The sequence below is a fragment of the Iodobacter sp. BJB302 genome, from assembly GCF_002735645.1.
Lineage (GTDB): Bacteria > Pseudomonadota > Gammaproteobacteria > Burkholderiales > Chitinibacteraceae > Iodobacter.
Genome location: NZ_PDZG01000060.1, coordinates 19,116 through 27,919, shown reverse-complemented (window position 1 = coordinate 27,919; position 8,804 = coordinate 19,116). Strand labels below are relative to the sequence as shown.

The following is an 8,804-nucleotide window of genomic DNA, read 5'->3' as shown; positions in this document are numbered from 1 at the left end:
TTTGTACGACCTGAGCCACACTGAGACCCTGATCGACCACCATTCGGGCGACCTCCAATTTGAAGCTGGCATCATACTTTTTACGCATTGAAGTCATCTAATATTTCTCGTTAAGGTGAATGATGCACCTATCGAGGTGTCTGTTGGGATTAGACCATGACAGGGTTTCGGCAAGGGAGCGAGGCAGCGAGCCAATCCCGCCCGCCGCCGACTCGATTGTCCGCAGCGCAGGGGACTTCGTGTTTCGTGGGGTGGCCTTCTTTCGCTTCCTTTCTTGGCCACACAAGAAAGGAAGGTCCAGCGGGACGCCCGCACCAAAATAACGTGCCGAAGGCACTAATAAGATCTTTTTGACTTTGGTTAGCGCGTATGGGGCGATGCCCGCCGTTTTACGATTTACATCATCAGCCCCCCTGGCCCTGCTTCAGCCAGCGCACCTTCCCCTGTCAGCTGTTAGAATTGCCGCTTTCCACGCCGGATTTCCCCATGCCTTTCTCTCAATTTGCCGCTAGGCTGGCCGGGCGCCAGCAAGCAGGTTTGCTGCGCAGCCGCCGCCAGATCGATAGCCCGCAGGGCGCGCATATTCTGGTTGCTGGGCGGCAGCTGATCAATTTTTGCAGCAACGATTATCTGGGGCTGGCCAATCACCCGGCTGTGGTGCAAGCGGCGCAGCAAGGCGCGGCAGACTGGGGCGTGGGCAGCGGCGCAGCGCATTTGCTGGCAGGGCATTTTGCCCCGCATCAGGCGCTGGAAGACCGGCTGGCTCAGTTGGTAGGCATGCCCGCTGCGCTGGGGTTTTCTACCGGCTATATGGCCAATCTGGCGGTGATTACTGCGCTGGTGGGGCGCGGTGATGCGGTGTTTGCCGATAAGCTCAATCATGCTTCTTTAAATGACGCCGTGTCTTTATCGCGGGCCGATTTTAAGCGCTACCCGCATCAGGATATGGCCGCGCTGGAGCGCCTGCTGGCCGCCAGTAGCGCGCCACGTAAGCTGATTGTGGCTGACGCGGTATTCAGCATGGATGGCGATATCGCCCCGGTGGCGGCGCTCCTGGCGCTGGCCGAAAAATACGATGCCTGGCTGTTTTTAGACGATGCCCACGGCTTTGGTGTACTCGGGGATGGGCGGGGCACGCTGGCTGAGTTTGGTATTGCATCGCCGCGTATTATTTATATGGCCACCTTAGGCAAGGCCGCTGGCGTATCGGGCGCTTTTGTTGCGGGTGAGCAAGTCATGTGCGACTGGCTGCTGAACACCGCCCACAGCTATGTTTACACCACCGCCATGCCACCTCTTTTATCCTGCGCCATGCTGGCCAGCCTTGATTTAATTACTGCCGAATCCTGGCGGCGGCAGCGTCTGGCCAGGCATATTGCGGCCTTCAGAGCGGGTTTACAGGAATGCTGCGAGCTGCTTGATTCCAATACGGCGATTCAGCTGGTCTTGCTGCCGGATAATGAAACCACCATCCGCATCGCCAAAGCGCTGTTTGAGCGCGGCATCTGGGCAGGCGCAATCCGCCCGCCCACCGTGCCCACGCCACGACTGCGCATCACTTTATCGGCGGCGCATTCTGATGAGGATGTTGCGGCTTTGATTGGGGAGTTAAAAGCGTTGCTTTAGGGTGGATGAAATCTCATAAGCACTAAGCAATTTGGTTTTTAGTAGCAAACAAAGAAAAATGAGCATGACCAGGCTCTCGATACGGGGCTTAAATCCCCCCTTGAAACACGCCGAAGCGAGGAACAAGCGGGCGGAGTTTCGGCGAGGATGTTTGAGCGAGCGAAGCGAGTGAGTCCCGCAGCCGCCGCTGTCCGCAGATGAGGGGCCTTCGTGCTTTGAGTTTGTGGCTTGGCTTCGTTTCTTGGCGAAGCAAGAAAGGAAGGCCCCGCGGTGGCTGCCGCTCCAAAATCAACGTGCCGAAGGCACTAAAAAGGTCTTTTTATATTGTGGTTAGCGCATATGGTTTTACCGGCACAACGAAGCATAAAGCCGTATTTAATTTTTAAGTATTTGGCAAATAGTTGTTTTTTTGAAAGGTTTTGCTAAGCATGACAAGCAATTTTTTACATATCGAATCAACAGGCCGTGGGCCTGATGTGGTGCTGCTGCATGGCTGGGCGATGAACAGCACGGTTTGGCGCGGTGTGGCTGAGGCGCTGAGCGATGATTTTTGCCTGCATCTGGTTGATTTACCCGGCCATGGCAAAAGCACCAGCAGCCAGCCTTTATCGCTGGCTCATATGGTGGCAGAGCTGGATGCGGCGTTTCCAAGACCAGTGCAAGTGGTGGGCTGGTCTTTGGGCGGGGCGGTGGCCAGTAGTTGGGCCATGGCTGCGCCGGATAAAATCCGCTCGCTCAGCCTGATCGCCTCTACGCCGTGTTTTATGCAGAGGGAAGACTGGCTGCCCGCTATGGCCACGGCCACTATGAGCCAATTTGCCGCAAGTCTCGCCGCAGACTGGCAAGGCACTTTAAAACGCTTTATCAGCCTGCAAGTACAAGGCGGCGCTGAGGCGCGGGCCATGGCAAAAACGCTGAGCCAGGAATTATTCTTGCACGGCGAGCCAAGCCTTGCGGCACTGCAGGAAGGCCTGGTCATCTTGCGTGATACCGATTTACGCCAGCAAATACATCAGCTGATCTGCCCGGTATTACTGCAGTTTGGCAACCGCGATACGCTCACCCCGCTGGGGGCCGGGCAGTGGCTGGCAGAGGCTTTGCCTCACGCCGAGCTGATCGTTCACAGCGGCGCAGCCCACGTGCCCTTTGCTTCGCATCCGGATGATTTTATTGCGGCTCAGCGGCGGTTTTTGCTGGCGGGGATGTAGCCGGTGTGAGAGCGGTGCGCAGGAAACACTAATCCCCACCTTCGATACTGCAGCGCAGGAGCGAGCCGCGAATGTTTTTATACGCAGTACTTTCGCGGCTAAGGCCACTCCTGTGAAAATCGCTTTATTTCTTTTAAGGTTTTTTAGCCAAAGTCAGCGAGCTGTCTTTGCTTTTTAGTTCGATCAGCTTACCGGCTTCCAGCTCTTTCACTTCTGCACCAGTGGCAAAGGCCTGCCCCACTGCGTGGCTGATGGCGCTGTTCTCGTCGCCCATGCAGGCCATCATGGTGGATGCCAGCATGCCTTTAAGCTGCTGATTATCGTCTTTTAAGCTGCCCATCACCCGGTTACAGCCATCAAAGCCCGTAATACGCATGGTTTTTGCGTCAAAAGCCAGTGTGGCCTTGCTATCGCTGCTGACGGCTTTATCGTTCACTTTGACGATATTCCACTCGCCATCAAAGCGGGCAGCCGCACTTGGGGATGCCGGGGAAGAAGGCATCACGCTGGCACAGGCTGATAAACCAAGGGCAATAACAGAGCTAAGCAATAATTTACGCATATTTGATATCCATAGAGTGCAGCTGGCAAGACGCTCAGCATCAATTTAAACCGCTTAAAGCTTAGTTGAGTTGCTGCGCCGGGGGCGAGGTATTAAGTGGCATTCGGTAGTATTTGCCGTGGATATGGCCAATAAAAAACGCGAAGATCTGCTTCGCGTTTTGTCTCAATGCCAGCTATGAATCAGATTGTCATTCCCGGGTAGTTTCGTCGGGGATCCAGCCGTTCTGCTGGATCCCCGATTCATACATTCTGGGATGACGGCTATGCCATTTTGGGAAAGCAATATGAACGATGCTCTTAGCCCTTCTCAAACCACGCAATACTCTCTACATGTGCCGTATGCGGGAACATATTCACTATCCCTGCCGCTTTAAGCGTGTAGCCTTTTTCGTGCACCAGCACATCGGCATCACGGGCCAGGGTGGAGGGATTGCAGGATACGTAGACGATGCGTTTTGGGCCGTTTTGGGCGCTGATGGATTTACACAGCTCGTGTGCGCCATCCCTTGGTGGATCGATCAGCATCTTGTCGAAAGCCCCAAGTTTTTTCAGCCAGCTCTCGCTCATCTCAAATAAATTGGCCACTTTAAACTGGGTGTTGCTGGCAAGCCCATTATCGCTGGCGCTTTCATTGGCGCGATCGACCAGTTGTTGCAAGCCTTCCATGCCCAGCGTCTTTGCGCCGCTTTTGGCAATGGGCAGGGTGAAATTACCCACGCCGCAGAAAAAGTCAGCAATCACTTCACCGGCCTGTGGTTTAAGTAAATCCATCGCCCGCGCTACCAGCGTGCGGTTGTTGCGGTGGTTTACCTGGGTGAATTCTGTGGGCTTATAGCGCATCACAATGCCAAATTCAGGGATGCTGTAGCTGAGCTGCGGTGCATCCAGCGGGTAAAACGGCGTGGCCGCTTCAACCGATTTTGCCTGCAGCCAGAATTGTACCTTCCACTGATCCGCATATTTTTTAATCAAAGCCTGATCGGCTTTATTAGGGGCGACTGGCGTGCGCAGCACCAGAATATCCACATGCTCCCCGACCGCCAGCTCGATATGCAGGATGCGGTCTTTTATCGATAAACTTTTAATCAGCGAGCGCAGCGGCAAGATTTGCTTGGAAATATGCGGCGGTAACACACGGCATTCATTCAGCGCCGCAATCACTTTAGAGCGCCGCTCAAAAAAGCCCAGCCGCACTTCATTTTGCTTCGCATCATAAGAAACTGACAAACGCGCCCGCTGGCGGTAACCCCATTCCGGGCCATAAATCGCCGGCAACATCATTTCGGCTTTTACATTGCCGATACGTTTAAGGTTGTCTTCCAGCACCCGCTGCTTGGCCGCCACCTGGCCGGTAAATTCCAGATGCTGCATGCTGCAACCGCCGCACACACCAAAATGCGGACAGGGCGGATTAACGCGCATATGGCTGGTGGTATGGATTTGCGTGGCTTCGGCGTTTTCAAACCGCGGCTTAATGCGATAGCTTTTATAGCTGACGGTTTCCCGTGGCAGGGCGCCATCAATAAAAATCGTCTTCCCTTCTACGCGCGCAATGCCGTGGCCTTCAAAGTCTAAGGATTCAATCAGGGCAGGAGCAGTCATGGTAAGGCCATCGCGTAAAACGGCGGATTATAGCAGGCTTGGGAGTGGGGAGGACGGCGCGGAATATCGGGTACTCTCAGGGCTGTATGTTTGATTGTTTAAAGAAGGCCAATTTCATTAAGCCAGTTTTCCATACCTGATTTTTTTGCCACATCACTCATTCGTTCTCAGTGAAACTCCGTGTTCTCTGCGCCCTCTGTGTTTCAATATTTGGGTTTTGATATGTTGCACTGGTAAATAATCAAAAACGCCGCAAGCAAATCGTCTTTGCATGCGGCGTTATCTATTGATTTAAGGCGAATCTATTGCGCTTACGTTTTACATTGCCGCCTTATAAATCGCAGTAATTTCTTCTGCCGTGGCCTGAATCGGGTTGGTAAAGCCGCAGGCGTCTTTCAGTGCATTCGCGGTGAGGGTTGGGAAGTCGGCTTCTTTCACACCCAGCTCGATCAGGCCAACCGGGATGCCCACATCCGCTGCCAGCTGGCGGATGGCGGACAGGCAGGCTTCGGCGGCGGCTTCGTCTGATAAGAAGCGTACATCGCAGCCCATGGCGTGGGCGATTTCACCCAGGCGTTTGGCGGCGATACGGGAGTTGAATTTCTGTACATGCGGCAGCAGCACGGCATTGCATACGCCGTGTGGCAGATCGTAAAAACCGCCTAACTGGTGGGCCATCGCGTGTACATAGCCTAGCGATGCATTATTAAAGGCCATCCCTGCTAAAAATTGTGCGTAAGCCATTTGCTCGCGGGCGTGTAAGTTGTGGCCATCATTGACGGCGTGGCGCAGGTTTTCGCTGATTAAGGTCACGGCTTTCAGCGCGCAGGCATCGGTAATGGGGGTAGCGATGGTGGATACATAGGCTTCAATGGCGTGGGTCAGCGCATCCATGCCGGTGGCTGCGGTCAGGTCTTTAGGCTTATCCAGCATCAGCTCCGGATCATTAACCGACAGAATTGGCGTGGTGTGTTTGTCTACAATCGCCATTTTTACATGACGTGATTCGTCAGTAATAATACAGAAGCGGGTCATTTCACTGGCTGTACCGGCTGTGGTGTTGATTGCAACCAGTGGCAGCTGTGGTTTTTTAGATTGATCAAGCCCTTCGTAATCCGCGATATTGCCGCCATTGCTGGCGCAAAGTGCAATGCCTTTGGCGCAATCGTGCGGTGAGCCGCCACCCAGCGAAATCACAAAATCACAGTCGTTTTCTTTGAGTAATTTTAAACCTGCCTCAACATTGCCGATGGTAGGGTTGGGCTGAGCGCCGTCAAACACCACCGATACCACGCCATACTGCCCAAGCAGCTCGGATACTTTAGCCACCATGCCGATTTTATTGAGCACGGCATCGGTCACGATCAGCGCTTTTTTAAAGCCGTAGGATTGAATGGTGCTTGCTGCGTCTTTAAGACAGCCAGCGCCCATCAGATTTACTGCTGGAATAAAGAATGCGGTAGTAGTCATGGCGGATCTGCCTGCAGGTCAAAATTTGAGCTTAACCATTCTGGATATTGCAGGTTTTGTGTCAGATCAAAGAAAGACGGGCTCTGCGTGGCTATTTGTGCGGCTGGAATAATACCCAAATACATTTTCTATACAGTTGCGGCGAAAACTGACTAAAAGCATGGGGTAGAATCGCGGTTCCGGAAAATAAACCCCATACAGCCCATGCGCATCCCTCGCTTATTTCGCTTTACCCTTGTCTATTTGCTGGCCTTTATTGCTCTTGGGATACTGATCCGTCAGGGCTTTGCTACGGCATTTGGCAATAAAGCAGATCCTTTGCCCGGCCGTTTACTGGCGGAATCTATATTGCTGGGTGCACGCTTTGATTTGCGCCTGGGGCTTTTAAGCCTTGCACCTATGCTGCTGCTTGGCGGTTTTAAGCTCACCACGCCATTTAAAGAAGGGCTGGCAAAGCGGCTGTGGCTGCTGTGGTTTGCGCTGGTGTTTGCCGTGCTGATTTTTAGCCATATGGTTGATTTTGCCCATTACTCCTATCTGGGCGTTAAGCTTTCTGCCAGTGTGCTGAATTTCTTATACAACCTGGATGAATCGGCCGGCATGGTTTGGTCTACTTATCCTGTGGGCAAACTAACGCTGGTCTGGGCTTTGTCGGTAGCTTTGCTGACATGGGGCGTGGCAGGGCTGATGCGCTGGGTTTCGCACTTTGCAGGCTGGGAAGCGGGCAAGTGGAAAACCAGCTTGCTGGTGCTGGTGTCTTTACTGGCCACTTTGCTGGGAATACACGGTAAGTTTTCGCAATACCCGCTGCGCTGGAGCGATGCTTATTACACAACCAACAGCTTTGCTGCCGCTGTAGCGCTGAACCCTGTTTTAAACTTTTTTGACACGATGTCTTATACCAAAGACACCTATTCGATTGATGATGTGCGGGCCGCATACCCTGCGGTTGCTGCATATTTAGGGGTGGATCATCCCGATGCTAAAACGCTGAATTTTGAGCGCCACATCCAGCCTAAGCCCACTGCGTTTAAAGGCCAGCCCAATGTGGTGATGGTTTACCTGGAATCGTTCTCCGGCTACAAAACCAGCCTTTATGGTAACCCGCTGGAGACCACGCCATTCTTTACCCAAATGGCTAAAGAAAGCATCTGGTTTGATAATCTCTATACCCCGCACTTTGGTACGGCACGCGGTATATTCGCGGGCTTATCCGGCATTCCGGATGTTGATTTAAGAGATACCTCCAGCCGTAATCCGGCCGCTGTAAATCAAAATGTATTAATTAATGCCTTTAAAGGCTACGAGAAAGATTACTTTATTGGCGGCAGCACGACCTGGGCCAATGTGCGCGGCGTGCTGACCAAAAATATTGACGGGCTGAAGATTCACGAAGAGGGCAGCTACAGTGCCCCGCGTAATGATGTGTGGGGGATTTCGGATAAAAATCTGTTTTATGAAGCAAATAAAGTTTTCCGTGAGAAAAAATCACCATTCTTTGCCGTGATTCAAACTTCGGGTAATCATCGCCCTTATACCATTCCGGCAGAAGACACTGATTTTAAATTAAAAAATCCAAGTGTCGCCGAATTGCATGCCAATGGTTTTGCTGCGGTGGATGAATACAATTCATTCCGCTATATGGATTACTGCATAGAAAAATTCATAGAAGCAGCAAAGAAAGAAGCCTATTTTGATAATACGGTGTTTGTATTCTTTGGCGATCACGGTATTCGCGCTATGGGCCACGATGTAGGCCCGAATGTGCCGCGTGCGTTTCAGGATTTAAAACTATCCTCGGTGCACACGCCCTTTATTCTTTACGCGCCTAAGCTATTAAAGCCTGCCCGTTACGACAAAACCGCCTCGCAAATTGATATTTTGCCAACCATCGCTGGCCTGTTTAATTTGTCTTATATAAACAAAGGCATGGGCCGCGATTTGCTTGATCCGCGCTTTGATGGCTCCCGCTTTGCCTTCACGATTTACCCCGATGAAGGCGGCGAGATTGGTATCCTGGATAAAGACTGGTATTACATTATGCAAGTCAGCAAAAAAAGCGGTGGCTTGTTTGATATGAAATCCAATACCCCTTCGGCAGATAAAGCCAGCGAGCATCCGGATATTGCCGCCAGAATGAAGCAGCAATTAAGGGATTACTACACGGTGTCGGATTACATGCTGACGCATAGCGGGGGGAAGTAATCAGCTGGAGGTTTAAGTGCCTTCGGCACGTTGATTTTGGTGCGGTAGCCACCGCGGGGCCTTCCTTTCTTGTGTGGCCAAGAAACGAAGCCAAAGAAGGCCACCCCAAACAGCACGAAGGCCCCTCAC

Annotated in this window: 6 protein-coding genes; 3 read left to right on the top strand and 3 right to left on the bottom strand. The window is 52.5% G+C overall.

What is annotated here, in order from left to right; all coding sequences use genetic code 11:
* Positions 1-486: 486 nt before the first annotated feature.
* Entirely contained in the window at positions 487-1,626 is a 1,140-nt protein-coding gene (gene bioF / locus CSQ88_RS16960) for an 8-amino-7-oxononanoate synthase (RefSeq protein ID WP_099399274.1), read from the top strand.
* A 428-nt stretch (positions 1,627-2,054) separates the two neighbouring features.
* Entirely contained in the window at positions 2,055-2,834 is a 780-nt protein-coding gene (gene bioH / locus CSQ88_RS16955) for a pimeloyl-ACP methyl ester esterase BioH (protein ID WP_099399272.1), read from the top strand.
* A 133-nt stretch (positions 2,835-2,967) separates the two neighbouring features.
* Here the strand turns inward: bioH and CSQ88_RS16950 are convergent, their stop codons facing one another.
* The 3 genes from CSQ88_RS16950 to yiaY form a co-directional block, all read right to left on the bottom strand.
* On the bottom strand, positions 2,968-3,396 hold the full coding sequence (locus tag CSQ88_RS16950) for an META domain-containing protein (protein WP_099399271.1): 429 nt from the start codon (positions 3,394-3,396) through the stop codon (positions 2,968-2,970).
* Positions 3,397-3,695: 299 nt separating this feature from the next.
* On the bottom strand, positions 3,696-5,000 hold the full coding sequence (gene rlmD, locus CSQ88_RS16945) for a 23S rRNA (uracil(1939)-C(5))-methyltransferase RlmD (RefSeq protein ID WP_099399270.1): 1,305 nt from the start codon (positions 4,998-5,000) through the stop codon (positions 3,696-3,698).
* A gap of 318 nt (positions 5,001-5,318) precedes the next feature.
* The gene (gene yiaY, locus CSQ88_RS16940; protein ID WP_099399269.1) at positions 5,319-6,470 is read right to left on the bottom strand and encodes an L-threonine dehydrogenase; all 1,152 of its coding nucleotides are present in this window, start codon (positions 6,468-6,470) and stop codon (positions 5,319-5,321) included.
* Between the two features lie 204 nt (positions 6,471-6,674).
* On the opposite strand from yiaY, the gene CSQ88_RS16935 reads away from it, so the two are divergent.
* Positions 6,675-8,675, top strand: coding sequence for an LTA synthase family protein (locus CSQ88_RS16935; RefSeq protein WP_099399268.1), 2,001 nt, complete (start codon positions 6,675-6,677; stop codon positions 8,673-8,675).
* The last annotated feature ends 129 nt before the right edge of the window (positions 8,676-8,804 follow it).